We start from the raw sequence: 25,828 nt of genomic DNA, 5'->3' as shown, positions 1-25,828 counted from the left end.
GGGTTGGCCGGCCGGCGTTTCAAGCGCCGCGGCGGGTCAGCGGTTCAGGCCAGCACGCGATGCCGCCACGCGGGCAGGCTCTGGCGCACGTCGGCGATGCGCTGCGGATCGAGCACGCCGGTCACGACGCTCGCGCCCTCGTCGCGGACCGCGACGATCTCGCCCCACGGGTCGATCAGCATGCTGTGGCCCCAGGTGCGCCGGCCGTTCTCGTGCTTGCCGCCTTGCGCGGCCGCGAGCACGTAGCACTGGTTTTCGACGGCCCGCGCGCGCAGCAGCATTTCCCAGTGCGCGCGGCCCGTCGTATACGTAAACGCCGACGGCACGACGATCAGCGCGCAGTCGCCCATCCTGCGATACAGCTCCGGAAAGCGCAGATCGTAGCAGACCGACAGGCCGACTCGCCCGAACGGCGCGTCGAACGCGACGACCGTGTCGCCCGCGCGGATCGTGCGGGCCTCGTCGAACGATTCGTCGCCTTTCTCGAAGTTGAACAGGTGGATCTTGTCGTAGCGGGCCGCCTCGCGGCCGTTCGGGTCGAACACGAGCGTCGTGTTCAGCACGCGATCGGGTTCCGGCGCCTTCAGCGGCAGCGTGCCGCCGATCACCCAGATGCCGTGACGATGCGCGGCCTCCGCGAGGAAGCGCTGGATCGGGCCGTCGCGATAGGGTTCGGCGAGCGTGAGCTTGTCGGTGTCGCGGTGGCCCATGAAGCAGAAGTACTCGGGCAGCAGCACGAGGTGTGCGCCGTCGCCAGCCGCTTCAGAGATCAGGCGGCCGGCTTCGGCGAGATTGCGTGCGACGTCCGGCGTGCTCACCATCTGCAGCGCGGCGACCCGAAAGGGTGTGGCGGAACGGGTGTGATCGGTCATCGCTGGATCGGTTGCGTCATAAATGGGGTGCGGCCCGGCACCATCGAGCGATCAATGGCTCGCCGCATCGGCCGGACCGTGATTCATCTTACCCTGATCGCCCCGCACCCGCTCGATGTGCGGATGCGCCCACGAGCCCGTGATCGCGTAGTCGAGCGCGAATGCGTGCGACAGCGTCTCCGACAGCGCGTAGTTCGCAGCCAGCACGCCGACGCCGAGCAGCGGATTGATGATCGCGGCCGCGATTGCCGCCGTGCCGGCGCCGATCTTCGGCGCGACGTGCGCATGCAGGTCCTGCGTCTCGGTGCGGAGGTCGACCGCGCCGCGCACCGTCACGTTCGCGGGCGCCGTCGTCATCGAGAAGTCGTCGGTGCGTGCGATTCCGTTCGAGATCCGGCTGGTGCCCGTGATCTTGTCGAACGGCAGCCCCTTGCCGATCACGTCGCGGAAATTCAGCGTCAGGAAGCGCGCGAGACTCTGCAGGCTCAGCACGCCGAGCAGTTTCGCGGCGCCCGGGTCGACCTTCAGGATCTGGCCGTGTTCCAGGTCGAGCGCGACCTGGCCGCCCAATGACGGCAGATCGACCGCGGTCGGGCCACCGCGCCAGCCGACCTTGCCGGTCACCGTGCCGTGGCCGTCCGCAAGCGTGCGCGGCAGGCCGACGAGGTCGAGCAGCGCGCCCGCGTTGCCGACGTCGAGCTTGAAGTCGAACACGCTGCGGCGCGGCGCATCGTTTTCGTCGATGCCGCGGGCCAGCGCGCGGCGCGACGTGCGCCAGTTGCCGGTCGCCGTCAGCTTCGCGGCCGGGTTCGCCAGCTCGAGCTGGTCGAGCTGCCACACCGGCGCGCCGTCCTCCTCGATGTTGCGCGCGTTGACGACGAGCCGGCCGATGTCGTGATCGTGCGCGACGACCTGGTCGACGATCAGGTCGACCGACGGCATCGGCCGGTCGGTCGGCGTCGGCAGGTTCATCGCGCGGCCGACGAGGTCGTGCTGCGCGCTCTGCGGAATCACGAGCCTCGCGAGCCGCGCGTTCAGCACGCCGGCGCCGTTGTGGCCGCCGCCCGGCACCCACGACAGGTAGCCCGATACCTGGTTCGACGCGATGTTCGCCTGCCACAGCTCGTCGACGTGCGACGCGCCGATGATCACGTTTTCCCAGTTGCGCTTGAGCAGTTTCAGCGTGCCGAAGTGGAGCGCGAAGCGCTTCGGCGTGAAGCTCGCGGCGTCGATGCGTGGGGCGGTCTGCTCCGGTGCGCGCGGCGTGTCGTGCGGCAGGGTGCGGGCCAGCGCGAGCCATGCGTCGGCGTCCAGCTCGTCGACGTCGACGGCGGCGCTCACGCCGTCCTGCGGCAGGTCGGGCATCCGGTGGATGCCCATCGCGCCGCGCACCGCGCGCAGCGGCTGGCCGGGCGTCGCATCGAGCAGGTAGGTCGCGGATACGGGGCCGAGCGTCAGGTCGGCATGTTCGAGGCGCTTGTCGCCCGCCTGCGCGGCCGGCTGCAGCGTGAAGCGGAACGGCATCGGCGTGCCGGCCGGTTTCGCGAACGGCGCCGGGAAATTCAGCGCGACGCCCGTCAGGTCGGAATGCGCGGTGACCGCCGGCAGGCGGCCCGGCGCGCCGCGCACGGCGAGCTGGTACGGCGCGTCGCCGACCACGTGCTCGAGCAGCGCCGCGGCCGTGCCGCGCAGGTTCAGGCCGCGCGCGGCATCGAGCGCGAGCTTGCCGTCGACGTCCACCGCGTACGGGCCGTGCGACTGGAAGTTGCCGTTCGCGCGCACCGGGCCGCCGAGGAAGCGTCCCGACAGGTCGTGCAGCGACGCGCCGGCCTCGGTGAAGCGCACGCTGCCGCGCAGCGCGGACAGCGGCGGCACGCCGTCGGTCGACAGCGTGTTGCCGCCGAACGCGAGTGCGCCCTCGACGTGCGTATGCGGATGCGGAACGTGCTGCGGAATCGTGATCTTGAGCGCGAGCGCGGCGGGTCCCTGCGCATCGATCCGCCGGCCGATATGCCCGCTCATCGTGCCGAGCGAGCTGTTGTCCGCATAGTCGATGAGATCCGCGAGCGGGCCTTGCGCATGGCCGTCGATGATCAGCGGCGACTTCGACGGGTTGCCGAGATCGTCGATCCGGCCGGCGACCTTCGTCAGCGCGACGCGCTTGTAGTGCGCGCGCGCGATGTCGAAGTGCAGCTTGTTCTGCGCGAGCTCGAACACGCCGTCGATCCCGTCGAGCGCCGGCCAGACGCTCGGCGTGCCGTTCGCGAGCTTGCGCGGCGGGTACGGCGTCGGCTCGAAGCGCCCGCCGGTGAACGGCGCGACGATGTGGAACACGCCGGCATCCGGCTCGTGTTCGAAGGGGAATTTCTCGAGCGGGCCGCGGGCGACGATCGACGCGCCCTTGGTCACCTGGCCGTCCTGGAGCGCATGGCCGAGATAGTCGCGCAGGTGCTCGGACATCCCGGTCGGCAGGTAGCGCGGAATGCGTGCCACCGACGCACGCGCGAAATCCGCGCGCAGGTCGAGCGAGCCGCGGCCGTGGCCGGGGTTCGTGTACGAGCCTGACACCGCGATTTCCGCATCGGGGTTGGCGACGAACAGGTCGGGCAACGTCACGTCGACGCGCGCGTGCTTCTCGCCCGGCGCCGGCGTGACCACCCATTTTGCGTTGCCGCGCAGCCGGTCGAAGGTCAGGCGCGGCTCGTCGAACTCGCCGGGCACCGTGACCGCCGCGTTGACCGTGTCGAAGTGCGCGCTGCCGCCGGTTTCGTTCGCGTCGATGCGGCCCCACAAATTCTCGACGCCCGGCCAGCCGGCGCGCGGGTGGCCGCGCGGGGACAGCCCCGGCGGCGGCTCCTGCGCGGCGACGCTGATGCCCTGCAGATCGCCGAGGAAGCGGTAGCGGACGATCGGCGCGGCGCCGGTGCGCCGTTCTTCGTCGGCGAGTTCGGCCCGCGCCGGCTTCGCGCGTTCGACCTCGATGTGATAGTTCGACACCATCCCGCGCGGGTCGAGCTTGATCAGCTCGTTGCGCAGGCGCGCCGGCAGCGGCAGCCCGCGGATGAACTCGCTGAGGATGCCGAGATCGACGCGGTCGCCGACGACGCTCAACAGTTGCCCCTGGTCGGCGGCCGGCACGCGGTAGCGGGCGGTCAGCGTCGACAGCGCGAGCGAACGGGCGAGCGGCGTGCCGTCCGGCAGCGGCGGCTGACCGAGCTCCGCGTTGAAGCGCGTCAGGTGCAGCGTGTAGTCGCGGCCGGCGTTCAGCGTCATGTCCCAGCCGAACCCGACCGTCGGCACGTCGAGGCGCGGCTGGGTCGGCCGCACGCGCAGCACCACGTCGGCGCCCTGCAGGTCGCCGCCCGCGGAGCGCAGGTGTCCGTCCTGGAACGTCGCCCAGATCGCGTTGTCGATCCGGCCCGCGTGGATCGTGAGCGGGATGTCGAGATAGCGGCCGAGCGTCTGCAGGTCGACCGGGCCGGTCGACAGATACGCGTCGCCGGTCCAGTTCGTCGGCTTGCCCATCGGCGCGAGCGGCTTGTGCCGGAAGCGCGCGCGGAAATCGAGCGGGCCGAGCAGCAGCGTGCCGTTCGCGGGCGCCTGCAGCGCGGCCTTGTGCTCGTGGCCGTGGTTGAGCACCGCGAGGCGGATGCCGGACAGCGTGAGCTCCGGTGCGTCGTGCTGCGCGTCGCGCCAGCGCAGCGTGCCGTTGCGCAGCACGATCGCTTCCTGTTTCAGCAGCCACGTGCTGAACGTGTCGTTGCCGCCATGGGTGGTCGCGACGCCGACGCCCGCGACGCTCAGCGAGCCGTCGGCCGCGCGCGCGACGACGAGGTCGGGATGGTCGACGATCAGGCTCGACAGCGCGGGCGACAGCCGCAGCAGCGACATCCACGACAGCGCGGCCGTCGCGTGCGGGACCGACAGCGCGATCTGGCCATCGCGGCCGCGAATGGTGAGGTTGGCGACTTCGACGCCCGGCTGCATGCCGGACCAGTGGGGAGACAGTTTGCCGATCGAAAGCTGCGCGTGGAGCTTGTCGGACACCGCGCGCTCGATGCGCGGACGGAATTCGTCGATGCGCGGCAGCAGTACGTAGCGCAGCCCGAGGAACGCGCCGGACGCAACGAAGTAGGTGCCGATCCCGACTGCCAGCGTCACCCTGAACACGCGGCGCAGGACCGGATGATCGTGCTTCGGAGGTCCCGCTTCGGGCGCAGCTAAGGCGGATTCCTGACGGTCGGACATGCGGCGGAAGGGCGGCGATATGGTAGTTTTGCAGACTGACGTTGAAATGTATCACACGGGTTCGTGCCGGCGGCCGTTGCGGCAGCACGGCACGGGCTTTCCGGCGCGCGGTTTTCGCGGCGGCGCACCCGCGTCGCGACACCGCGCCGAATCCAAGGGGCCTGTCGGCAGCGGGGCGCGCACGCGTTGTCCCGCGGCGGCGGGCCTTACCGCCAGGCCCGCTTTTCGATGACCGACGCTTCCGCCCTGATCAGCCCGTCCTACTCCCGCTACCTCGCCCGCGCGGCCGCCGCGCGTCCCGCGCTGTCCGACCAGATCGCCGCATGGGCCGCCGCGCCGCTTTCCCGCGCGCAGCTCGACGCGCGCCTGACCGAGCTGCTCGCGCCGCTGGCCGGCACGGCCGCGCCGAGCGACGAGCAACTGAAGCGCGCGCTGCGGCAGTTGCGTGTCGAGGTGTTCGGCGCGGTCGCGGAGCGCGACCTGCGCGGTTTCGCGGACGTCGCCGAGGTGACGGGCGCGATGACGGATCTCGCCGAAGTGGCCGTGCAACGTTCGCTCGCGCTGCTGTCGGCCGAGCTCGAGGCGATGTACGGCGAGCCGCGCGGCGCCGACGGTCAGCGCGTCGTGCTGGGCGTGGTCGGGATGGGCAAGCTCGGCGGCCGCGAGCTCAACGTGTCGTCCGACATCGACCTGATCTTCGTCTACGAGGACGACGGCGAGACGGCCGGCGGCACGCGCTCGCCGTTGTCCACCCAGGAATACTTCACGCGCCTTGGCCGGCGCCTGATCGGCGTGCTGTCCGAGGTCACGGCAGACGGCTACGTGTTTCGCGTCGACATGCGGCTGCGCCCGAACGGCGATTCGGGGCCGCTCGTCTGCAGCCTCGGGATGCTCGAGGAATATTTCTACGTGCAGGGGCGCGAATGGGAGCGCTACGCGTGGATCAAGGGGCGGCTCGTGTCGGAAGGCGACAGCGATGCGGCGCGGCGCCTGGAGGCGCAGCTCGAATCGATCGTCAAGCCGTTCGTGTACCGCCGCTATCTCGACTTCGGCGTGATCGGCGCGATCCGTTCGCTGCACCAGCAGATTCGCCACGAAGCCGCGCGCCGCGCGTCGATGCGGCCCGACAAGGCCGACGACATCAAGCTCGGGCGCGGCGGGATCCGCGAGATCGAATTCAGCGCGCAGGTGTTCCAGCTGATCCGCGGCGGCCAGGATGCGGAATTCCGCGTGCGGCCGACGCTCGCGGTGCTGCGCCATGCGCAGGCGCGCGGGCTGATCGGCGAGGACGTGCGCGAGCGGCTGACCGACGCGTACAACTTCCTGCGCACGCTCGAGCACCGGCTCCAGTACCGCGACGACGCGCAGACGCACGCGATGCCGGTCGATCCGGACGAGCGCGCGACGCTGGCCGCGTCGCTGGGCTTTGCCGACTACGCGGCGCTGATGAAGGTGCTCGACGGCTACCGGACGTTCGTCGAGGCGCAGTTCGACCAGATCTTTGCCGACAAGGTGAGCGGCGGCCCCTGCGCGGCGGGCGAGGACACGGCCGCCACGTGGATCTGGAGCGGGGCGCTCGCCGACGACGGCGAAGACGACGCGTTGCTCGCGCGCCTCGACGGCCTGGGCTTCACCGATCCGGCGGCCGTGCTCGCGCGGCTGCGCGCGATCTGGCAGTCGTCGCGCTACGCGGGCCTGCCGGAAAAGAGCCGGCAACGCTTCGACAGCGTCGCGCAGCGCGCGCTCGAGGCCGCGCCGGGGATCGACGCCGCGCGCCGCGACGACACCATCGTGCGGCTGTTCGACCTGCTCGAGACGGTCAGCCGGCGCGGCGTCTATCTCGCGCTCCTGACCGAGTATCCGGCCGCGCTCGACCGCGTGCTGTCGGTGCTCGGCGCGACGCGCTGGGGCGGCGGCTACCTGATCCGCCATCCGCAGCTGCTCGACGAACTGCTCGACGACGAAGCGATCGCGAGCCCGTTCGACTGGCCCGCGTTCAAGGACGCATTGCGTGCGCGCCTCGCGGCCGCCGACGGCCCCGAGCAGCAGATGGACCTGCTGCGGCACGCGCAGCACGCGGAGGTGTTCCGCATCCTGCTGATCGATCTGGCGGGCCAGCTGTCGGTCGAGCACGTGAGCGACCGCCTGTCCGAGCTCGCCGACGCGGTGCTCGACGTGACGATCGAAGTGGTCTGGTCGCAGCTCGCGAAGCGCCATCGCGACGTGCCGAAGTTCGCGGTGATCGCGTACGGCAAGCTCGGCGGCAAGGAGCTCGGCTACGCATCGGATCTCGACCTGATCTTCCTGTACGACGACCCTGACGAGCGCTCGGCGGACGTCTACACGACGTTCACGCGACGGCTGATCACGTGGCTCACGACCGCGACCGGCGCGGGCGCGCTGTTCGACATCGACCTGCGGCTGCGGCCGAACGGCGAGGCCGGGCTGCTCGTGACCGATCTCGACGCGTTCCGCCGCTACCAGCTGCGCGAAGGCGACGCGGCGAACACCGCATGGGTGTGGGAACACCAGGCGTTGACGCGCGCCCGCTACAGCGCGGGCGACATGCAGATCGGCGCGGACTTCGAGGCGATCCGCCAGCAGGTGCTGACGACGGCGCGTGACGGGGCGGTGCTCGCGAAGGAAATCGTCGACATGCGCGGCAAGGTGTTCGCCGGCCACCCGAACCAGACCGAGCTGTTCGACCTGAAGCACGATCGCGGCGGCATGGTCGACATCGAGTTCATCGTCCAGTACTGGGTGCTGCTGCATGCGTCGAGCGATGCCGAGCTGATCCGCAACACCGGCAACATCGCGCTGCTGCGCGAGGTTGCGCGATTCGGGCTGATGGGCGAGGACGAAGCCGAGCGCGTCGGCGCCGCGTACCGCAAGTATCGGAAGCTGCAGCACAAGCTGCGGCTCGACGGAATGGAGAAGGCGCGGGTCGATCCGGCGCTGGTGGCCGACGAGCGGGCGGCCGTGACGGCGCTGTGGGAGCGCGTCTTCGGCGCGGTCGAAACGGACGTTTGAGTCTGGCGTTCGAATCGAACGTTCGACTCATCGGGGCGGGCGGGCACGATCGGGCGGCCGCGGCCGTCCGTCAAGAAAAGACCGGCGCATGCGCCGGTCTTCGTACATTCGGCCGACGGTTGCCTGCGTCAGGCCGCCAGCATTTCCTTCGCGTGCTTGCGCGTCGTTGCCGTGATCTCGAGCCCGCCGAGCATCCGGGCGACTTCCTCGACCCGGCTCGCCTTGTCGAGCGGGACGACCGACGAGACGGTGCCGCCGCGGTCGTCGGCGCCCTTCGCGACCTGGAAGTGATGGTCGCCGCGCGCGGCAACCTGCGGCAGGTGCGTCACGCACAGCACCTGGCGGTCGCGCCCGAGCTGGTGCAGCAGGCGCCCGACCACTTCGGCGACGCCGCCGCCGATCCCCGTGTCGACTTCGTCGAAAATCAGCGTCGGTGTCGGGCTGGCCGCGCTCGCGATTACCGCGAGCGCAAGGCTGATCCGTGCGAGTTCGCCGCCCGACGCGACTTTCGCGAGCGGCCGCAGCGGCACGCCGGGGTGCCCGGCGACCCGGAATTCGACCTGCTCGAGCCCGTGCGGGCCACCGTCGGCGAGCGGCACGAGCGCGACTTCGAAGCTGCCGCCCGCCATCGACAGTTCCTGCATGCCGGCCGTGACGGCCGTGCCGAGTGCCTTCGCGGCCTGCGTGCGTGCCTTCGACAGGTGTTTCGCGTCGGCGAGATAGGCTTCCCATGCCTTCGCCTGCGCGGCTTCGAGCGCGCCGAGATCGGCGGCCGCGTCGAGCGCGGCGAGCTGCGCTCGGCGTGCCGCATGTTCTTCATGCAGCGTGTCGGGCGGCAGCCGGAACTTGCGGGCGGTCGAGTGCAGCGCGTCGAGGCGCGTTTCGACCTGCGCGAGCCGGGCCGGGTCGAGATCGAGCCGCTGCGCGTAGTGCGACAGCGAATAGACGGCTTCCTGCAGCTGGATCTCGGCCGGTTCGAGCGACGCGAGCGCGTCGCCGAGCCCCGTGTCGTAGTCGGCCAGGCTGCGCAGCTTCGACACGATCGCACCGAGTTGCGGGAGCATCGCGTCATCGGCCTCGGACAGCGCGTTGAGCGCGCCCTGCACGCCGGCGATCAGGTTCGCCGAATGCGACAGGCGCTTGTGCTCGCTGCCGACTTCGTCCCATTCGCCCGGCTGCGGCGCGAGCTTGTCGAGCTCGGCGAGCTGCCAGGCGAGCTTCTCGCGTTCGAGCTGCAGTTCGCGCTCATGCGCTTTCGCGGCTTCGATCGCCTGCGTCGCGTCGCGCCAGACTCGCCACGCGCGTGCGACGTTCGCGGCATCGGCGACGAGCCCCGCGTGCGTGTCGAACAGCTCGCGCTGCGCGTCGGGCCGCATCAGCAACTGGTGCGCGTGCTGGCCATGGATGTCGACCAGCATTTCGCCGAGCTCGCGCAGCTGCGCGAGCGTCGCGCTGGTGCCGTTGATGAACGCGCGCGAGCGGCCGTTCGCGTCGATCACGCGGCGCAGCATCACGGTGTCCTCCGCGTCGAACGCATGTTCGTCGAGCCAGCGCGCGACGCGGTCGTGCGGCGTGAATTCGGCGGTGATGTCGGCGCGGCCGCAGCCGGCGCGCACGACGCTCGCATCGGCGCGTTCGCCGAGTGCGAGGGCCAGCGCGTCGATCAGGATCGATTTGCCGGCGCCGGTTTCGCCGGAAAAGACGGTAAAGCCGCTGTCGAATTCGAGATCGAGCGCGGCGACGATGACGAAGTCGCGAATCGAGAGGTGGCGGAGCATGGTGTCGGGCGTTGGTGCGTCAGGACGCCTTGTCGTCTTCGTTCGATGCGTGCTCGTTCCAGTGCAGCTTCTTGCGCAGCGTCGCGTAGTAGCTGTAGCCGACCGGGTGCAGGAACGGCACCGTGTGCTTCGAGCGGCGCACCTCGATCGTGTCGTTCAACTCGAGCGCGGTGAACGACTGCATGTCGAAGTTCACGTTGACGTCGCGGCCGGCGACGATCTGGATCGCGATCTTCGAATCGTCGGGCAGCACGATCGGCCGGTTCGACAGCGCGTGCGGCGCGATCGGCACGAGCACGATGCCCTGGAGCTGCGGATGCAGGATCGGGCCGGCCGACGACAGCGCGTACGCGGTCGAGCCGGTCGGCGTGGCGACGATCAGGCCGTCCGAACGCTGGTTGTACATGTACCGGCCGTCGACCGACGCGCGCAGCTCGACCATCCCGGAAAAGCCGCTGCGGTTCACGACGACGTCGTTGAACGCGAGCGCGTGGTAGATCGGTTCGCCGTCGCGCACGATGCGGGCCTCGAGCAGCGAGCGCTCCTCGCGCTCGAACTTGCCCGACAGGATCACCGGGACGCGCGCCTGCATGTCGGCCGCCGCGATGTCGGTGATGAAGCCGAGCCGCCCGTGGTTGATCCCGATCAGCGGCGTCTTGTACGGCGCGAGCTGGCGGCCGATGCCGAGCATCGTGCCGTCGCCGCCGAGCACGACCGCCACGTCCGCGCGCGCCCCGATTTCCGCCGGGGTGAGCGCCGGATAGCCGGAGATGCCGATCTCGCGCGCGGTGTCGGCTTCGAACACGACCTCGAAGCCGAGCTTCGCGATGCAGCCAGCCAGCGTGGCGAGCGGCTCGGCGATGCCGGGCGTGTTGCTCCGGCCGACGAGCGCGACAGTGTTGAACTGATTACCGGTTTTCATGCCGGCATTACACCATAGCTCGTTGACGAAAAGAACCGGCTGTGCGCGGACGGGGCCGGATCGGTCAGCCCGCGCGACAGTGGCCGCGGCCACTCGCCGCGGTCGCGCGGTTGCGCTAAAATTTTCCACCATGCTAGATCCTCGCGCACGAACCCTCCTGAAAACCCTGATCGAACGGTATATCGCCGACGGTCAGCCGGTCGGCTCGCGCACGTTGTCCCGTTATTCCGGGCTCGAGCTGAGCCCGGCAACGATCCGCAACGTGATGTCCGACCTGGAGGAGCTCGGCCTCGTGTCGAGCCCGCACACGTCGGCCGGCCGCGTGCCGACGCCGCGCGGCTATCGCCTGTTCGTCGACACGATGCTGACGGTCGAGGCGCCGATCGACGCCGAGGCCGTCGCGCGCCAGGTACAGAACACGCTGCAGGCCGGCGAGCCGCAGCAGCGGGTCGTGGCGGCCGCGGCGAGCGTGCTGTCGAACCTGTCGCAGTTCGCGGGTGTCGTGCTGACGCCGCGCCGCAGCCACGTGTTCAAGCAGATCGAGTTCATGCGGCTGTCGGACAAGCGGATCCTGCTGATCATCGTCACGCCCGAGGGCGACGTGCAGAACCGGATGCTCGCGACGCCGCGCGACTATTCGCCGTCGCAGCTCACCGAGGCGTCCAACTACATCAATGCGCATTTCGCCGGGCTGTCGTTCGACGAGGTGCGCCGCCGCCTGCGCGACGAGATCGACCAGTTGCGCGGCGACATGACCACGCTGATGCATGCAGCCGTGACGGCCAGCACCGAGGTGCCCGACACCGAGGACACCGTGCTGATTTCCGGCGAGCGCAACCTGCTCGAAGTGGCGGACCTGTCGTCCGACATGGCGCGGCTGCGCAAGCTGTTCGACGTGTTCGACCAAAAGACGGGCCTCCTGCAATTGCTCGACGTGTCGAGCCACGCCCAGGGCGTGCAGATCTTCATCGGCGGCGAATCGACGCTCGTGCCGATCGAGGAAATGAGCGTCGTGACCGCACCCTACGAGGTGAACGGCCAGATCGTCGGCACGCTCGGCGTGATCGGCCCGACCCGCATGGCGTACAACCGCGTGATCCCGATCGTCGACATCACCGCGCGGCTGCTGTCGCTCACGCTGAGCCAGCAGTAACCTGAACCGACACCGTCCCGCCATCGTGCCGCGGCGGCGCGCGCGCCACCAGTCGGCCGAACGGCCAGCCGACCCGAGCGAGGCGGCCCGCTATAATTGAGGGCCGTCCGACTGCGTGCCGCGAGCACGTTCCTGCCCATGCGTTTCGATCTTGAGCCGCCTTCGAGCGTCGCGGCTGCCCATCGCATCGGCGTGCTGCTGATCAATCTCGGCACGCCCGACGCCCCGACGCCGCGCGCGGTGCGGCGCTATCTGGCCGAGTTCCTGTCGGACCCCCGCGTCGTCGAAATCCCGCAGGCCGTCTGGCAAGTGCTGCTGCGCACGCTGATCCTGCCGCTGCGCGGCCGCGCGTCCGCGAAGAAATACGCGGCCGTCTGGATGCCCGAAGGCTCGCCGCTGCGCGTATACACCGAGCGCCAGACCGAAGGCGTGCGCCACCTGCTCGCCTCGAACGGCTATCAGGTGACGGTCGACTACGCGATGCGCTACGGCAGCCCGAGCATTGCGCAGGCGCTCGCGCAGTTCAAGCGCGCGGGCGTCGAGCGCGTGCTGCTGATGCCGATGTATCCGCAATACTCGGCGTCCACCACCGCGACGGCATTCGATGCCGCGTTCGCCGCGCTCGCGCGGATGCGCAACCAGCCGGAAGTGCGCACGGTGCGGCAGTATGCCGACCATCCGGCCTACATCCACGCGCTTGCCGAACAGGTGCGCCAGTACTGGGCGCAGCACGGCCGGCCCGACTTCGCGGCCGGCGACAAACTCGTGCTGAGTTTTCACGGCGTGCCGAAACGCACGCTCGACCTGGGCGACCCCTATCACGACCAGTGCCAGCAGACGGGCGCGCTGCTGATGGCCGTGCTCGGGCTGTCGACGCTCGAATGCCGCGTAACGTTCCAGTCGCGCTTCGGCAAGGCCGAGTGGCTGCAGCCGTACACGGCGCCGACACTGCGCGAGCTCGGCGAGGCCGGCGTGCGGCGGGCCGATGTGTTCTGTCCCGGTTTTACGGCCGATTGTCTGGAGACGATCGAGGAGATCGGGATGGAGGTGCGCGACGAGTTCATCGCGGGCGGCGGCCAGACGTTCCACCGGATTCCGTGCCTGAACGGCGCGTCCGCGTGGATCGGCGCGGTGGGCGAGATCGTCGCCGAGAATCTGCAGGGCTGGCCGGTGAAGGTCGTGCAGCCCGAAACGGTGAGTTGAACGCGATGAACTACAGGATTTCGACGGAACCCGGCGCGAAGCTGCGCATCGACAAATGGCTATGGGCCGCCCGCTTCTTCAAGACGCGCTCGCTCGCGTCCGACGCGGCCGACAAGGGCCACGTGAAGATCAACGGCGCGGCGGTCAAGCCGGCGAAGGACGTGCGCGTCGGCGACGAGGTCGAGATTGCGATCGATGGTGTCGTCTGGCACATTGCCGTGCTGGGCATTTGCGACGTGCGCGGGCCCGCGAGCATCGCGCAGACGCTTTACGAGGAAACGGAAGCGGGGCGCGTCGCGCGGCTCGCCGAACTGGAACGGCGCCGCACCTATCGCGAGCCGGCGGCGGAACTGCACGGCCGGCCGACCAAGCGCGACCGGCGCATCATCGACAGATTTTCTGGTGGGAGCTGAACATCTGGTCGAACGTCGCCCGCGCGCTTCCGTATTCGGTCGTGCGGTCGGTGACGGCTCCGGACAGGCAGATGGTGGTGGTGCCGGCAATCAGTACCAGCGCGACCACCGATATGGCAAAGGTCAGTTTCACGGTACTCGCCTCGATGGGACGGTGAATGCAGCGCCAGGTGGATGTCAGGCGGCGGTAAGCTAGGGTAAACACGCTTTTTCGACGCTTGAATGGAGTGTAGTGCAGCCCCCTGTGCCGAGCTAGTACTTGCCTGGTAAGCGTTGTTACCGGCCGTTTCGTCCGATCTGGCGACAAATGCGCGCAATCGGGCGGCGCGCGGTGCGCTTGTTTCGCGGCATTGGCGAATGCCGGCGAATAGCCCTCTTGAAATCGCAGTTTTCGCCCTTATTTGCACCAACAATGTGCGGTGCCGCCGGCATACGGTCCGACGGTTGCCGATTTGGCTTCAACCTCTAATCGACTTTCAGCGACATGGAAAACACGCAAGAGAACCCGGCTACCCAATCGGCCGAAGACATCGGCAGCGAGAAGCAGGCGGCGCAAGGCGCTGCTCCCGCCGCCGAAGCCGCCGACGCGGCGCTCGCGGAGGCTCAAGCCAAGGTCGCCGAGCTGCAGGAGAGCTTCCTCCGGGCGAAGGCCGAGACCGAGAACGTCCGCCGCCGCGCGCAGGAAGACGTCTCGAAGGCGCACAAGTTTGCGATCGAGGGCTTCGCGGAGCACCTGCTGCCCGTGCTGGACAGCCTCGAGGCCGCCGTCAGCGACACGTCCGGCGACATCACGAAGGTGCGCGAAGGTGTCGAACTGACGCTGCGCCAGCTGACGAGCGCGCTCGAGAAGGGTCGCGTCGTCGCGATCAACCCGGTCGGCGAGAAGTTCGATCCGCACCAGCACCAGGCTATTTCGATGGTGCCGGCCGAGCAGGAGCCGAACACTGTCGTGAGCGTCCTGCAAAAGGGCTACACGATTGCCGACCGCGTGCTGCGCCCGGCGCTTGTCACGGTCGCCCAGCCGAAGTAAGGCTGCCGCGATGGTTCCCGCCGGCGTCGACGCGGCCGCGTTCGAAGCGTTCGGCATGCAGGCGCTGGCGCCCGACGCGTTCGACGCCGGCATCGCCGGCGCCGGCGATGCGCTCGCCGTGGTGTTCTTCTGGGGCGTCGACTGCTTCAACTGCGAGATCGCGAAGAAGGCGATGCTCGCCCAGCCGGACGCGATCCGCGCGCTGGACCTGAAGTGGTTCCATTGCAACGTGTACGAACACCATGAGCTGGGGCACCGCTTCGGCCTGCACGGCGTGCCGACGTGGTTCTTCTTCCACCGTGGCAAGCGGCTCGGCCGCGCGACCGGCTGGCATGGCCTCGCCCAGTTCCAGGCGGCGGTGTCGGCGGCGCGCGCGAAGACCGCCGGGGCGGCCGGCGCGCCGGCGGGCCGCGATCGCGGCCCGCACGATCCGGCTATCGGCGGCGATTGAAAAAATTTAATATCCGCATCGCTTGGCGGGTCTTGAAAACGGATCGGCCGGACGCATTTCGGGAACAGAGTTGAATTCTGGCGCGCGAAGCCACCCAAAAACGCGGGGTTTCGCGCAGCAAACAAGCATTTCTGGAGATTAGGAAAATGGGAAAGATCATCGGTATTGACCTCGGCACCACGAACTCGTGCGTCGCCATCATGGAAGGCAACCAGGTCAAGGTCATCGAGAACTCGGAAGGCACGCGCACGACGCCGTCGATCATCGCCTACATGGACGATAACGAAGTGCTCGTCGGCGCGCCGGCCAAGCGTCAGTCCGTGACCAACCCGAAGAACACGCTGTTCGCGGTGAAGCGCCTGATTGGCCGCCGCTTCGAAGAGAAGGAAGTCCAGAAGGACATCGGCCTGATGCCTTACGCGATCATCAAGGCCGACAACGGCGACGCCTGGGTCGAAGCGCACGGCGAGAAGCTCGCGCCGCCGCAGGTTTCGGCGGAAGTGCTGCGCAAGATGAAGAAGACGGCCGAAGACTACCTCGGCGAGCCGGTCACGGAAGCCGTGATCACGGTGCCGGCGTACTTCAACGACAGCCAGCGTCAGGCGACCAAGGACGCCGGCCGCATCGCGGGCCTCGAAGTCAAGCGGATCATCAACGAGCCGACCGCGGCTGCGCTCGCATTCGGCCTCGACAAGGCCGAGAAGGGCGACCGCAAGATCGCCGTGTATGACCTCGGCGGCGGCACGTTCGACGTGTCGATCATCGAGATCGCGGACGTCGACGGCGAAATGCAGTTCGAAGTGCTGTCGACCAACGGCGACACGTTCCTCGGCGGCGAGGACTTCGACCAGCGCATCATCGATTACATCATCGGCGAGTTCAAGAAGGAGCAGGGCGTCGACCTGTCGAAGGACGTGCTCGCGCTGCAACGCCTGAAGGAAGCCGCTGAAAAGGCGAAGATCGAGCTGTCGTCGAGCCAGCAGACCGAAATCAACCTGCCGTACATCACGGCCGACGCATCGGGTCCGAAGCACTTGAACCTGAAGATCACCCGCGCGAAGCTGGAAGCGCTGGTCGAGGATCTCGTCGAGCGCACGATCGAACCGTGCCGCATCGCGATCAAGGACGCCGGCGTCAAGGTGTCGGACATCGACGACGTGATCCTGGTCGGCGGCCAGACCCGCATGCCGAAGGTGCAGGAGAAGGTGAAGGAGTTCTTCGGCAAGGATCCGCGCCGTGACGTGAACCCGGACGAAGCCGTCGCAGTTGGCGCGGCGATCCAGGGCCAGGTCCTGTCGGGCGACCGCAAGGACGTGCTGCTGCTCGACGTGACCCCGCTGTCGCTCGGTATCGAGACGCTCGGCGGTGTGATGACGAAGATGATCAACAAGAACACGACGATCCCGACGAAGCACGCACAGGTGTATTCGACGGCGGACGACAACCAGTCGGCCGTGACGATCAAGGTGTTCCAGGGCGAACGCGAGATGGCGGCAGGCAACAAGCTGCTCGGCGAGTTCAACCTCGAAGGCATCCCGCCGTCGCCGCGCGGCGTGCCGCAGATCGAAGTGACCTTCGACATCGACGCGAACGGCATCCTGCACGTCGGCGCGAAGGACAAGGCGACCGGCAAGGAAAACAAGATCACGATCAAGGCGAACTCGGGCCTGTCCGACGCTGAAATCGACCAGATGATCAAGGACGCGGAAGCGAACGCAGCGGAAGACCACAAGCTGCGCGAGCTGGCCGATTCGCGCAACCAGGGCGACGCGCTGGTCCACAGCACGAAGAAGGCGCTCACCGAGTACGGCGACAAGCTGGACGCGGGCGAGAAGGAAAAGATCGAAGCGTCGCTGAAGTCGCTCGAGGAAGTCCTGAAGGACACGTCGGCCGACAAGGCGGCGATCGACGCGAAGGTCGAGGAGCTCGGTCAGGTGTCGCAGAAGCTCGGCGAAAAGATGTATGCCGACATGCAGGCGCAGCAGGCGGGCGGCGCGGCGGGTGCAGCGGAAGGCGCGGCCCACGCGGGCGGTGCGCAGCAGGCTGCCGACGACGTCGTCGACGCCGAGTTCAAGGAAGTGAAGAAGGACTAAGCCGGGTTGCCATGGCACCGCACGCCGCGCGCGAGTTGCGCGCGGCGCGGCTGAACAGCGGTCTGTCTTTCCTTCCGGATGGCCGGATCGACTCCACGCCTGGCGGGCTTCGCGGCCCTCCGGGCACATTTGTTTTTTGGCGGGTGCTGCGCGAGCCGTCCGCGGACGGCGCAGCGCCAGACGAGTCGAGAGACTTTACTGCGGGCGAAAGGAGCCGCCGCGCGTGTGACGCGCGACGGCACAGTGAATCGATATGGCGAAACGGGATTACTACGAGGTTCTGGGCGTCGCAAAGAATGCGAGCGACGACGAAATCAAGAAGGCGTATCGCAAGCTTGCGATGAAGTATCACCCTGACCGCAATCCGGACAGCAAGGATGCGGAAGAGCATTTCAAGGAAGCGAAGGAAGCCTATGAGATGCTGTCGGACGACCAGAAGCGCGCGGCGTACGACCAGTACGGCCACGCAGGCGTCGATCCGAACATGGGCGGTGCGGGCGCACAGGGTTTCGGCGGCTTCGCGGATGCGTTCGGCGACATCTTCGGCGACATCTTCGGGCAGGCCGCGGGCGGTGCCGCGCGCGGCGGCCGCGGCGGTCCGCAGGTGTACCGCGGCGCCGACCTGCGCTACAGCATGGAAATCACGCTCGAGCAGGCCGCGCACGGCTACGACACGCAAATCCGCGTGCCGAGCTGGGTATCGTGCGAAGTCTGTCACGGGTCGGGCGCGAAGCCCGGCACGAAGCCGGAAACCTGCCCGACCTGTCACGGCCAGGGCACGGTGCGCATGTCGCAGGGTTTCTTCAGCATCCAGCAGACCTGCCCGAAGTGCCATGGCACCGGCACCTACATCCCCGAACCGTGCGCGCACTGCCACGGGTCGGGCAAGGTGAAGGAAACCAAGACGCTCGAAGTGAAGATCCCGGCCGGCATCGACGACGGGATGCGGATCCGCTCGGCCGGCAACGGCGAGCCGGGCATCAACGGCGGGCCGCCGGGCGACCTGTACGTCGAGATCCACATCAAGCCGCACTCGGTGTTCGAGCGCGACGGCGACGATCTCCATTGCCAGATGCCGATCCCGTTCACGACCGCCGCGCTCGGCGGCGAGATCGAGGTACCGACGCTGGCCGGCCGTGCGTCGTTCCCGGTGCCGGAAGGCACGCAGTCGGGCAAGACGTTCCGTCTGCGCGGCAAGGGGATCAAGGGTCTGCGTTCGAGCATCGCGGGCGATCTGTACGTGCACGTGCAGGTCGAGACGCCCGTGAAGCTGACCGACCAGCAGCGCGACCTGCTCAAGCAGTTCGAGAAGTCGCTGGCCGAGGGCGGTGCGCGTCACAGCCCGCAGAGCAAGAGCTGGTTCGACCGGGTGAAGAGCTTCTTCGAGTAACGGCATGACTGAAGGCAACGAGAGCGCGTCCTTCGCGCTCTTGGACGATTGCGACTCGACCGCGTCCGCGCGGTCGAGTCGTTTGTATTCCGGTTTCGTGCGCGAACGCGTGTGCACGGATCCGGCACGGCTTGACGAACTCGATGCGGCGGTGGCGCAGGATCTGCGCGACGGGCTGCATGCGGTCGTCGTCGGCGATTACGAATTCGGACGCAATCTGGAAAGAGCGCAGCCGGGCCATGCCCCGCTGCGCTTTTTGCTGTATGCGCGCTGCGAGCACCTGTCGCGCGACGAAGTCGACGCATGGCTCGCACGGCAGGACGGCGGCGGGCCGCCGTCGATCGCGGGCGTCGCGCATGTCGCGAAGAGCGTGTCGCGCGATGCGTTCGACGCGGCGATCGCCGCGGTGCACGACGCATTGCGCGTGGGCGATTCGTACCAGATCAACTACACGTACCGGCTGAATTTCGACGTGTTCGGCACGCCGCTTGCGCTGTACCGGCGGCTTCGCGCACGTCAACCCGTGCGTTACGGCGCGCTGATCGCGCTGCCCGACGGCGCATGGGTCGTGTCGTGCTCGCCGGAGCTGTTCGTCGAGAAGCACGGCGACGTGCTGCGCGCGCGCCCGATGAAAGGCACCGCGCCGCGCTCGGCCGATCCGCGCGACGACACGGCGGCCGCCGCGTTTCTCGCGAACGATCCGAAGAACCGCGCGGAAAACGTGATGATCGTCGACCTGCTGCGCAACGACGTGTCGCGGATCGCGCGTACGGGCACGGTCAGGGTGCCGGCGCTGTTCTCGGTCGAGCCGTATGCATCGGTGTGGCAGATGACGTCGACGGTCGAGGCCGGCTGGCGCGACGGCACCACGTTTGCCCAGATGCTGCGCGCGCTGTTTCCGTGCGGATCGATCACCGGTGCGCCGAAGCACAAGACGATGGAACTGATCGACGCGATCGAGTCGACGCCGCGCGGGCTTTATACGGGCGCGATCGGCTGGCTCGATGCGCGAAAGGAAGGCCCTTCGACGGGCGATGCGGCACCCGACGATGCGGCCGGCTGCGGCGATTTCTGCCTGTCGGTCGCGATCCGGACGCTGACGCTCGATGCGGTCGGTGTCGATGCTGCCGCAACGATCGACACGCGTGAAGCGGCAGCGGCCGCTGGCGGCCGGCGGCGCGGCACGATGGGTGTCGGCGCGGGCATCGTGCTCGACAGCGTCGCCGCCGATGAATATGCGGAGTGCGAATTGAAAGCGCGATTCCTGACCGATGCCGATCCCGGCTTCCAGTTGTTCGAAACCACCGCCGCGACGCGTGCGGACGGCATCCGGCATCTCGAGCGACATCTTGCGCGGCTGCAGCGCAGCGCCGATGCGTTCGGCTTCCGCCTCGACCCCGATGCATTGCGTCGCGAGATCGACGCGCGCTGCGCGGCGCTCGACGGCGACGGCCCGTACCGGATGAAGCTCGCACTCGCGAAGGACGGCACGGTCGACATCACGGCCGCGGCGCTGAAGCCGTTGCCCGCGGGGCCGGTCGGCGTGATGCTCGCATCCGCGCACGGCTTTGCGCCGACCCGCACGGACGATGCGCTGCTGCTGCACAAGACGACGCGCCGCGCCGAATACGACCGTGCGTGGCAGGCGGCGGAAGTGCTCGGCGGCTTCGACATGCTGTTCGTCAACGAGCGCGGCGAGGTGACGGAAGGCGGGCGCTCGAACCTCTTCGTGAAGCTCGATGGCGTGTGGGTGACGCCGCCGTTGTCGTGCGGCGTGCTGCCGGGCTTGATGCGCGGTGTGCTGCTCGACGATCGCGCGTTCGGCGCGGTGGAGCGTGTCGTCACGTGCGATGACCTTGCGCGTGCGGAAGCGCTGCTGCTGACCAATGCATTGCGCGGCGCGCTCGACGCGGTATTGAAGTGACGCAATGAGGGTTCGGGCCGCGCCCGAAGCGTGGGTGCCGTTCACGTTCGACAACACGGCATCCCAGGAAAAAGCGCGGCGCCCTGCAAAGAGCGCCGCGCTTTTTCGTATCCGGAAGGCGCCGGCGAACGAGCCGCCGGCCGCGCGTCAGAACGAATGTTCCGGACCGGGGAACGAACCGTCCTTCACCGCGCTCACATAGGCCTCGACAGCTGCCTGGATGTTCGGTTGGCCCTGCATGAAATCCTTCACGAAGCGCGGGCGCTTGCCGGGGAAGATGCCGAGCATGTCGTGCAGCACGAGCACCTGGCCCGAGCAGTCGGCGCCCGCGCCGATGCCGATCGTCGGAACCCGCAGCATCTGCGTGACCTCGGATCCGATCAGGGTCGGTACGGCCTCGAGCAGGACGACCTGTGCGCCGGCCGCCTCGACCGCGCGCGCGTCGCGCAGCAGTTGCGCGGCGCCGGCCTCGGTCTTGCCCTGTACCTTGAAGCCGCCGAACGCGTGCACCGACTGGGGCGTGAGGCCGACATGCGCGCACACGGGCACCGCGCGTTCGACGAGGAAGCGGATCGTTTCGGCGAGCCATTCGCCGCCTTCGAGCTTGATCATCTGCGCACCGGCGCGCATCAGCTTGACGGCGCTCGCGAATGCCTCGGCCGGCGTGCCGTACGTGCCGAACGGCAGATCGGCCATGATCAGCGCGCGCGGCTGCACGCGCGCGACGCATGCGGTGTGGTATGCGATGTCGTCGAGCGATACGGGAAGCGTGGTCGTGTGGCCCTGCAGCACGTTGCCGAGCGAGTCGCCGATCAGCAGCACGTCGACGCCCGAGCGATCGAGCAGCGACGCAAAGCTCGCGTCGTAGCAGGTGAGCATCGCGATCTTCTCGTTGGCCTCGCGCATTGCCTGCAGCTTGGGCACCGTGACGGCAGGCCGGCTCGATTCCTGGAGATAGGTCATGGGAAATCCGGTTCGATGGGGGGGAACGACAGGCGAGGACGCGTCAGCGCGCCGTCTCGCCCTTGACGAAGAATTCCTTGCGGCCGCGCATCGTGTCGATGCGCTCGATCAGCAGCGCGAGGTCTTCGGGGGAATCCAGCGGGTTCAGGTGTTCAGCCGCGACCGTGAGTACCGGCGTGCGGTCGTAGTGATAGAAGAACTCGTTGTACGCATCGACGAGCGAGCGCAGGTACGTGTCGCTGATCTGCAGCTCCATCGGCAGCCCGCGCTTCTGGATGCGCGAGAACAGCACCTCGGGGCTCGCCTGCAGATAGACGACGAGATCGGGCGCGGGCGCCTGCGGGACGTCGACGTGCGTCGCGATCGCCCGGTACAGCTGCCATTCGTCTTCAGGCAGGTTCAGCCGCGCGAAGATGTCGTTCTTCTGCGGCATGAAATCGGCGACGACGGGGCGGCCCGTATCGAGCGCGCCGATCAGTTCGCGCGCCTGCTGCGCGCGCTGCAGCGCGAACGACAGCTGCGCGGGCAGCGCGTAGCGCGCGGTGTCGCGATAGAAGCGTTCGAGGAACGGGTTGTCCTGCGGGCGTTCGAGCAGCGCCTGCATCGACCAGCGCTCGCCGAGCAGGCGCGCGAGCGTCGTCTTGCCGACGCCGATCGGGCCTTCGATCACGAGATAGCGATGCGGGGCGCGCAGGTCGGGCGCGGTGACGGTCAGCGGCGTGGTGTTCATCGGCAGCGGTTCTTGTCGGCGTCAGCGCCGGCGGCAAGGGCCTTCTGCATCAGGCATTGACAGGTCTGGACCTTCTCGACGCGCTGATCCGCGACGGAGGCGAGGAATGCATCGGCGCGGCCGCGCGCGGGGATGTCGAGCGCCGGGTCGATTTCGACGAGCGGCACGAGCGCGAATGCGCGATCGGTGAGGCGCGGATGCGGGACGATCAGGTCGGGTTCGTCGATCGAATCGGAGCCGAACAGCAGGATGTCGAGGTCGAGCGTGCGCGGCGCGTTGCGATACGGGCGCTCGCGCCCGAAGTGATGTTCGATCTTCTGGCAGAGCGCGAGCAGCTCCCGGGCCGACAGCGTCGTGTCGAGCTTGACGGCGCAGTTGTAGTAATCGTCGCCGCCCGCTTCGAAGGGCGCCGTGCGATACAGGCTCGATTTGCCGAGGATCGAGATGGTGCGCTGCTGCGCGAGGCACACCACCGCGTCCTTCAGGGTCTGGCGCGCATCGCCGAGATTCGCCCCCAGTCCGATATATGCAACCGTCATGGCATCACTTCCTACGTCGTTCGCCGGCGAGCGCGTCAGTCGTCGGAACCGTCCGCGGTGTCCGGCGCCTGCTCGGCGGCGCCTTCGCCCGGCTTGCGGTTTCGCGCACCACCGCGGCGGCGCCGCTTGCGGGGCGATTTTTCCTTCGAGCCGCCCTGCGTGAGAAGTGCCTCACGAGCGGCCGCGTCGCCTTCGATGAAATCCGTCCACCACTGGCCGACAGCTGCTTCGAGCTCGCCGGATTCGCAGCGTAACAGGAGGAAATCATACCCCGCTCTAAACCTTTGGTGTTCCAGCAGCCGCATCGCGCTGCGGCCCGAGCGTTTTTCGAGGCGCAGTTGCAGGCCCCAGATCTCGCGCATGTCGGCCGAGTAGCGCTTGTGGATCGCGAGCTTTTCGGTCTGCATGTCGAGCACGTCGTCCATCGCGCGATGGAGCGCCGGCACCGGGATTTCGCCCTCCGCCGTGTATTGCTCGAAGCGCTGGCGCATGTCGTGCCACAGCAGCGTCGCGAACAGGAAGCCCGGCGACACCGGCTTGCCGGCGCGCACGCGCGCGTCGGTGTTGTTCAGCGCGAGCGTGATGAACTTCTCGCCCTGCGGCTGCTCGAGCACGACGTCGAGGAGCGGCAGCAGCCCGTGGTGCAGGCCTTCCTTGCGCAGCTGCTTCAGGCACGCGAGCGCGTGGCCCGACAGCAGCAGCTTCAGCATCTCGTCGAACAGGCGCGCGGCCGGCACGTTGTTGATCAGGTCGGCGAGCGCGTTGATCGGCTCGCGCGTGTGCTGCTCGATCTCGAAGCCGAGCTTCGCCGCGAAACGCACGACACGCAGCATCCGCACCGGATCCTCGCGATAGCGCGTGGCGGGATCGCCGATCATGCGCAGCAGACGGGCGCGCATGTCGGCCATCCCGTCGTGGTAGTCGAGCACCGTCTGCGTCGACGGGTCGTAGTACATCGCGTTGATCGTGAAGTCGCGGCGCGCGGCGTCTTCGTGCTGTTCGCCCCACACGTTGTCGCGCAGCACGCGGCCGCTCGCGTCCACCGCATGCGTGCGGCGATCGAGTTCGTCGCGCTTCAGGCGCTTCGGCGGCTCGGCCGCGGCGGTTTCGGGCGGCGCGTCGACCAGTGCGCGGAACGTCGACACCTCGATCAGTTCCTGGCCGAACTGCACGTGGACGATCTGGAAGCGGCGGCCGATCAGGCGCGCACGGCGGAACAGGCGCTGCACCTCGGTCGGCGTTGCGTCGGTCGCGACGTCGAAGTCCTTCGGCGCGATGCCGAGCAGCAGGTCGCGTACGGCACCGCCGACGATGAACGCGCGGAAGCCCGCCTGCTGCAGCGTGTCGGTCACGCGCACGGCGTTCCTCGAGATCAGCGACGGATCGATCTGGTGCACGCTGGCCGGCACGACGGTCGGCTCGTGATTGCTGCGCGGCTTTTTGGCAGCGCCGCCGCGGCTACCCTTCGCGGGGCGCGGGGCAGGGGCCGTGTCGGCGGCGGGCGCCTCGGCGGGCGACGTTTGTTCGGCGCCGTCCTGGCCGAGCAGCTTGCGAATGAATTTTTTGATCACGACGTTCAGAAGAGATCGAGGATGCGCCAGCCGCGGTCGCTTGCATGCGCACGCAGCGTGTCGTCGGGGTTGGTCGCGATCGGGTCGGTGACTTTCTCGAGCAACGGGATATCGTTGTGCGAGTCGCTGTAGAAGTAGCTGTGGTCGAAGTCGTTCCAGTGCTTGCCGAGCGACGCGAGCCAAGCTTCGGTGCGGACGATCTTGCCTTCGCGGTAGCTCGGCGTGCCGGTCGGCCGGCCCGTGTACGGCGAGTCGGGGTGCCCGTCGGTCGTTTCGACCTCGCACGCGATCAGCGTGTCGACGCCGAACGCGGTCGCGATCGGACGCGTGATGAATTCGTTGGTCGCGGTCACGACGCAGCACAGGTCGCCGGCGTCGAGGTGCTTGCGTACGAGTTCCAGCGCGGCGGGCGTCATCGCGGGGCGAATCACCTCGTGCATGTACTGTTCGTGCCATTCGGCGAGCTGCGCGCGTGAATACTTCGCGAGCGGCGTCAGCATCGCGCACAGGTACGCATGGATGTCGAGCTTGCCGGCCTTGTAGTCGGCGAAGAACTGATCGTTCTGACGCGAAAAGCTTTCCGCGTCGACGATGCCGAGCTTCACCATGAAGCGGCCCCATTCGTGGTCGCTATCGGTCGGGATCAGCGTGTGATCGAGGTCAAAGAGTGCCAGATTAGTCATGGAGGGGCATTTTACTCGAAGCGGTTCGGGCCTGTGCCCGGCGGTGCGATGTCGTCGCCGGGGCGGGCCAGCATCCGGCGCAGCAGCGGCAGCGTGACGGCGCGTTTCTGCTCGAGCGAGAAGCGGTCGAGCGCGTCGAGCAGCGCCATCAGGCTCGGCATGTCGCGGCGGAAATGGGTCAGCAGATAGGCGGCGATGTCGTCGGTGAGCGCGATCCCGCGCTCTTTCGCCGCGAGCTTCAGTACGGCGATCTTGCCGGCGTCGGACGGCGGCGACAGGTGGAACACGAGCCCCCAGCCGAGGCGCGTGCGCAGATCCTCGCGCACGTCGAGTGCGAGCGGCGCCGCCGGGCCCGCCGCGACGAACGCGCTCGACGGGTGCGCGCGGACCTCGTTGAACAGGTTGAACAGCGCGACCTGCTGCGTGTCGCTCATCCGGTCGCAGTCGTCGATCGCGTAGATGCCGATGCGCGGGTCGAACGTGAACGCGCCGAGCGGGCTCTGCGGCGTCAGGTAGCGCGCGTAGCCGTACGATGCATCGCTCACGAGCGCCTGCAGCAGGTGGGTGCGGCCGCTGCCGGGCTCGCCCCAGATATAGAACGACCGGTCCGGCACGGGCCCCGCCGCGAGCGCGAGGTCGAGCTTCTGAAGCCGCGAGATGAGCTCGTCGTTCTCCTCATTCATGATGAAGTTGTCGAACGTGGCGGGCGGCGGCGTGCCGAGATCGAGCGTCAGTTGACGGGACACAACAGTCACAATGCGGGTCGGTTGATGAAACGCGTGCCGAACGCCGGGCACGCGCGGGGGGCTGCTCCGGTGCCTGCACACGCGGCCGC

General features: G+C 68.4%; 20 protein-coding genes. 9 read left to right on the top strand and 11 right to left on the bottom strand.

Going from position 1 to position 25,828, the window contains the following annotated elements; translation table 11 throughout:
* Positions 1 to 44 precede the first annotated feature (44 nt).
* Together DIE06_RS17575 and DIE06_RS17570 are read right to left on the bottom strand one after the other, a co-directional pair.
* A complete protein-coding gene (locus DIE06_RS17575; RefSeq protein WP_124662499.1) occupies positions 45 to 872 on the bottom strand; it encodes a carbon-nitrogen hydrolase family protein in 828 nt (275 codons plus the stop codon).
* 51 nt (positions 873 to 923) lie between these two features.
* On the bottom strand, positions 924 to 5,120 hold the full coding sequence (locus DIE06_RS17570; protein WP_124662498.1) for a YhdP family protein: 4,197 nt from the start codon (positions 5,118 to 5,120) through the stop codon (positions 924 to 926).
* 228 nt (positions 5,121 to 5,348) lie between these two features.
* Here DIE06_RS17570 and glnE point away from each other — a divergent pair, with 228 nt between their 5' ends.
* The gene (gene glnE, locus DIE06_RS17565; protein WP_124662497.1) at positions 5,349 to 8,150 is read left to right on the top strand and encodes a bifunctional [glutamate--ammonia ligase]-adenylyl-L-tyrosine phosphorylase/[glutamate--ammonia-ligase] adenylyltransferase; all 2,802 of its coding nucleotides are present in this window, start codon (positions 5,349 to 5,351) and stop codon (positions 8,148 to 8,150) included.
* 128 nt (positions 8,151 to 8,278) lie between these two features.
* Here the strand turns inward: glnE and recN are convergent, their stop codons facing one another.
* On the bottom strand, positions 8,279 to 9,928 hold the full coding sequence (recN, locus tag DIE06_RS17560) for a DNA repair protein RecN (RefSeq protein ID WP_124662496.1): 1,650 nt from the start codon (positions 9,926 to 9,928) through the stop codon (positions 8,279 to 8,281).
* 19 nt (positions 9,929 to 9,947) lie between these two features.
* Positions 9,948 to 10,850 carry an NAD kinase gene (locus DIE06_RS17555; RefSeq protein WP_124662495.1) on the bottom strand — a complete coding sequence of 301 codons (903 nt, stop codon included), beginning with the start codon at positions 10,848 to 10,850 and terminating at the stop codon, positions 9,948 to 9,950.
* 130 nt (positions 10,851 to 10,980) lie between these two features.
* On the opposite strand from DIE06_RS17555, the gene hrcA reads away from it, so the two are divergent.
* The 3 genes from hrcA to DIE06_RS17540 all read left to right on the top strand — a co-directional run bounded on the left by hrcA (position 10,981) and on the right by DIE06_RS17540 (position 13,619).
* Positions 10,981 to 12,003: a heat-inducible transcriptional repressor HrcA gene (hrcA, locus tag DIE06_RS17550; protein WP_011544637.1), complete on the top strand. Its 1,023-nt coding sequence runs from the start codon at positions 10,981 to 10,983 to the stop codon at positions 12,001 to 12,003.
* A gap of 138 nt (positions 12,004 to 12,141) precedes the next feature.
* Complete coding sequence (gene hemH / locus DIE06_RS17545) at positions 12,142 to 13,206, top strand: ferrochelatase (protein ID WP_124662494.1); 1,065 nt, start codon at positions 12,142 to 12,144, stop codon at positions 13,204 to 13,206.
* Positions 13,207 to 13,211: 5 nt separating this feature from the next.
* Positions 13,212 to 13,619 carry an RNA-binding S4 domain-containing protein gene (locus DIE06_RS17540; RefSeq protein WP_124662493.1) on the top strand — a complete coding sequence of 136 codons (408 nt, stop codon included), beginning with the start codon at positions 13,212 to 13,214 and terminating at the stop codon, positions 13,617 to 13,619.
* On the opposite strand, the gene DIE06_RS38305 is transcribed toward DIE06_RS17540, so the two are convergent.
* Positions 13,591 to 13,752 carry a hypothetical protein gene (locus DIE06_RS38305; protein WP_006476841.1) on the bottom strand — a complete coding sequence of 54 codons (162 nt, stop codon included), beginning with the start codon at positions 13,750 to 13,752 and terminating at the stop codon, positions 13,591 to 13,593. The two genes, DIE06_RS17540 and DIE06_RS38305, sit on opposite strands and share 29 nt — an antisense overlap.
* 351 nt (positions 13,753 to 14,103) lie before the next feature.
* Between DIE06_RS38305 and grpE the strand changes: the two genes are divergently transcribed.
* The 5 genes from grpE to DIE06_RS17515 all read left to right on the top strand — a co-directional run bounded on the left by grpE (position 14,104) and on the right by DIE06_RS17515 (position 20,507).
* The gene (gene grpE, locus DIE06_RS17535; protein ID WP_124662492.1) at positions 14,104 to 14,649 is read left to right on the top strand and encodes a nucleotide exchange factor GrpE; all 546 of its coding nucleotides are present in this window, start codon (positions 14,104 to 14,106) and stop codon (positions 14,647 to 14,649) included.
* 10 nt (positions 14,650 to 14,659) lie between these two features.
* Positions 14,660 to 15,100, top strand: coding sequence for a thioredoxin family protein (locus DIE06_RS17530; protein WP_124662491.1), 441 nt, complete (start codon positions 14,660 to 14,662; stop codon positions 15,098 to 15,100).
* Between the two features lie 146 nt (positions 15,101 to 15,246).
* A complete protein-coding gene (dnaK, locus tag DIE06_RS17525) occupies positions 15,247 to 17,193 on the top strand; it encodes a molecular chaperone DnaK (protein ID WP_124662490.1) in 1,947 nt (648 codons plus the stop codon).
* Positions 17,194 to 17,446: 253 nt separating this feature from the next.
* The gene (dnaJ, locus tag DIE06_RS17520; protein ID WP_124662489.1) at positions 17,447 to 18,583 is read left to right on the top strand and encodes a molecular chaperone DnaJ; all 1,137 of its coding nucleotides are present in this window, start codon (positions 17,447 to 17,449) and stop codon (positions 18,581 to 18,583) included.
* A gap of 4 nt (positions 18,584 to 18,587) precedes the next feature.
* Positions 18,588 to 20,507 carry a chorismate-binding protein gene (locus tag DIE06_RS17515; protein WP_124662488.1) on the top strand — a complete coding sequence of 640 codons (1,920 nt, stop codon included), beginning with the start codon at positions 18,588 to 18,590 and terminating at the stop codon, positions 20,505 to 20,507.
* A gap of 147 nt (positions 20,508 to 20,654) precedes the next feature.
* Here the strand turns inward: DIE06_RS17515 and panB are convergent, their stop codons facing one another.
* From panB to hda, 6 genes are read right to left on the bottom strand one after another with little or no spacing between them, the layout of a single operon-like run.
* On the bottom strand, positions 20,655 to 21,470 hold the full coding sequence (panB, locus tag DIE06_RS17510; protein ID WP_124662487.1) for a 3-methyl-2-oxobutanoate hydroxymethyltransferase: 816 nt from the start codon (positions 21,468 to 21,470) through the stop codon (positions 20,655 to 20,657).
* A gap of 43 nt (positions 21,471 to 21,513) precedes the next feature.
* The gene (locus DIE06_RS17505) at positions 21,514 to 22,200 is read right to left on the bottom strand and encodes a deoxynucleoside kinase (RefSeq protein WP_124662486.1); all 687 of its coding nucleotides are present in this window, start codon (positions 22,198 to 22,200) and stop codon (positions 21,514 to 21,516) included.
* Positions 22,197 to 22,739 carry a 2-amino-4-hydroxy-6-hydroxymethyldihydropteridine diphosphokinase gene (gene folK / locus DIE06_RS17500; protein WP_124662485.1) on the bottom strand — a complete coding sequence of 181 codons (543 nt, stop codon included), beginning with the start codon at positions 22,737 to 22,739 and terminating at the stop codon, positions 22,197 to 22,199. The genes DIE06_RS17505 and folK overlap by 4 nt, the downstream gene beginning before the upstream one ends.
* A gap of 35 nt (positions 22,740 to 22,774) precedes the next feature.
* Positions 22,775 to 24,310, bottom strand: coding sequence for a polynucleotide adenylyltransferase PcnB (gene pcnB / locus DIE06_RS17495; protein ID WP_124662484.1), 1,536 nt, complete (start codon positions 24,308 to 24,310; stop codon positions 22,775 to 22,777).
* Positions 24,311 to 24,315: 5 nt separating this feature from the next.
* Entirely contained in the window at positions 24,316 to 24,993 is a 678-nt protein-coding gene (locus DIE06_RS17490; RefSeq protein WP_124662483.1) for an HAD family phosphatase, read from the bottom strand.
* 11 nt (positions 24,994 to 25,004) lie between these two features.
* Positions 25,005 to 25,739, bottom strand: coding sequence for a DnaA regulatory inactivator Hda (gene hda, locus DIE06_RS17485; RefSeq protein ID WP_006760485.1), 735 nt, complete (start codon positions 25,737 to 25,739; stop codon positions 25,005 to 25,007).
* Positions 25,740 to 25,828: the final 89 nt, after the last annotated feature.

Origin of the sequence: Burkholderia sp. Bp8998 (genome assembly GCF_003854235.1) — a bacterium.
Classification (GTDB): Bacteria; Pseudomonadota; Gammaproteobacteria; order Burkholderiales; family Burkholderiaceae; genus Burkholderia.
The sequence above is the reverse complement of the archived record's forward strand: the minus strand, read 5'-3'. Positions and strand labels throughout refer to the sequence as shown.

Excerpts from the sequence above, each read along its gene's own strand:
- dnaK (WP_124662490.1), top strand. The coding sequence starts at position 15,247 with ATGGGAAAGATCATCGGTATTGACCTCGGCACCACGAACTCGTGCGTC.
- DIE06_RS17515 (WP_124662488.1), top strand. The coding sequence starts at position 18,588 with ATGACTGAAGGCAACGAGAGCGCGTCCTTCGCGCTCTTGGACGATTGC.
- panB (WP_124662487.1), bottom strand. The coding sequence starts at position 21,470 with ATGACCTATCTCCAGGAATCGAGCCGGCCTGCCGTCACGGTGCCCAAG.
- DIE06_RS17540 (WP_124662493.1), top strand. The coding sequence starts at position 13,212 with ATGAACTACAGGATTTCGACGGAACCCGGCGCGAAGCTGCGCATCGAC.
- recN (WP_124662496.1), bottom strand. The coding sequence starts at position 9,928 with ATGCTCCGCCACCTCTCGATTCGCGACTTCGTCATCGTCGCCGCGCTC.
- hemH (WP_124662494.1), top strand. The coding sequence starts at position 12,142 with ATGCGTTTCGATCTTGAGCCGCCTTCGAGCGTCGCGGCTGCCCATCGC.
- DIE06_RS17490 (WP_124662483.1), bottom strand. The coding sequence starts at position 24,993 with ATGACTAATCTGGCACTCTTTGACCTCGATCACACGCTGATCCCGACC.
- folK (WP_124662485.1), bottom strand. The coding sequence starts at position 22,739 with ATGACGGTTGCATATATCGGACTGGGGGCGAATCTCGGCGATGCGCGC.
- DIE06_RS17505 (WP_124662486.1), bottom strand. The coding sequence starts at position 22,200 with ATGAACACCACGCCGCTGACCGTCACCGCGCCCGACCTGCGCGCCCCG.
- DIE06_RS17555 (WP_124662495.1), bottom strand. The coding sequence starts at position 10,850 with ATGAAAACCGGTAATCAGTTCAACACTGTCGCGCTCGTCGGCCGGAGC.
- dnaJ (WP_124662489.1), top strand. The coding sequence starts at position 17,447 with ATGGCGAAACGGGATTACTACGAGGTTCTGGGCGTCGCAAAGAATGCG.
- DIE06_RS17530 (WP_124662491.1), top strand. The coding sequence starts at position 14,660 with ATGGTTCCCGCCGGCGTCGACGCGGCCGCGTTCGAAGCGTTCGGCATG.
- glnE (WP_124662497.1), top strand. The coding sequence starts at position 5,349 with ATGACCGACGCTTCCGCCCTGATCAGCCCGTCCTACTCCCGCTACCTC.
- DIE06_RS17570 (WP_124662498.1), bottom strand. The coding sequence starts at position 5,120 with ATGTCCGACCGTCAGGAATCCGCCTTAGCTGCGCCCGAAGCGGGACCT.
- grpE (WP_124662492.1), top strand. The coding sequence starts at position 14,104 with ATGGAAAACACGCAAGAGAACCCGGCTACCCAATCGGCCGAAGACATC.
- DIE06_RS17575 (WP_124662499.1), bottom strand. The coding sequence starts at position 872 with ATGACCGATCACACCCGTTCCGCCACACCCTTTCGGGTCGCCGCGCTG.
- hrcA (WP_011544637.1), top strand. The coding sequence starts at position 10,981 with ATGCTAGATCCTCGCGCACGAACCCTCCTGAAAACCCTGATCGAACGG.